This is a genomic window from Bacillus cereus group sp. BfR-BA-01356 (assembly GCF_022663635.1).
GTDB lineage: Bacteria > Bacillota > Bacilli > Bacillales > Bacillaceae_G > Bacillus_A > Bacillus_A cereus.
Genome location: NZ_JAKUFX010000295.1, coordinates 1 through 460, shown reverse-complemented (window position 1 = coordinate 460; position 460 = coordinate 1). Strand labels below are relative to the sequence as shown.

The following is a 460-nucleotide window of genomic DNA, read 5'->3' as shown; positions in this document are numbered from 1 at the left end:
TTGTCCTGCTTCTGAAGCAAGGCAAATTGTATGATCATTACCTATTACTTGGAACGCAATTTGATTAATAACTTCTGGCATAACAGGGTTTACTTTCCCTGGCATAATAGAAGAACCTGGTTGACGAGCTGGTAACATAATTTCCGCTAAACCAACACGTGGACCTGATGCCATTAAGCGAAGGTCATTTGCAATTTTAGACATATTCATCATACATACTTTAAGCGCTGCAGATACTTCAGTATAAGCATCCGTATTTTGTGTCGCATCTACTAAATCTTCTGCACCAACAAGCGGTAATTCACTAATTGCAGCTAAATGTTTTACAACTGCTTCAATATATTCTGGGTCTGCATTTAAGCCTGTACCAACTGCAGTTGCCCCCATATTTACTTCATATAAATGTTGACGCGATTGTTGAATTCGTTTCATATCACGTTCAAGTACGCGAGAGTATGCT

1 protein-coding gene is annotated in these 460 nt (G+C 38.9%); it reads right to left on the bottom strand.

The window, feature by feature from the left end; translation table 11 throughout:
* Window positions 1–460 (bottom strand): lyase family protein (locus MR168_RS33100; RefSeq protein WP_242291773.1); only part of this gene is annotated, 460 nt, incomplete at both ends.